Annotated in this window: 1 protein-coding gene; it reads right to left on the reverse strand. The window is 64.5% G+C overall.

Annotated features, from left to right (window positions below; all coding sequences use genetic code 11):
- A partial coding sequence (locus ACQ4LH_RS21275) for an alkaline phosphatase PhoX (RefSeq protein WP_430698979.1) occupies positions 1 to 208 on the reverse strand: 208 nt, incomplete at its 3' end.
- Between the last annotated feature and the right edge of the window lie 28 nt (positions 209 to 236).

Here is a 236-nt window from a genome sequence, read left to right on the forward strand (position 1 = left end):
GGGGTAGAAGAGACAGGGGGAGGAAGGTGCCCCAGGGCGTGATGCCGGTGGCGCAGTTGTTGATCGTGCCGAGCACTTCAAGGCCCGTTGGGTCAGCAACGGTTTGCATCAGCTCATGCCCGGCCAGCGGGCCGGCGATGCGCATGGCGGTCAGGGCGCTGATGCGGCGGTTGTAGGGGGGATCCCTAAACCCGTCTCTTWTAMACAWCTCCCAGCCCMCSAGACGAAATGAGCGG

Origin of the sequence: Pseudomonas peli (genome assembly GCF_050563605.1) — a bacterium.
Classification (GTDB): domain Bacteria; phylum Pseudomonadota; class Gammaproteobacteria; order Pseudomonadales; family Pseudomonadaceae; genus Aquipseudomonas; species Aquipseudomonas peli_A.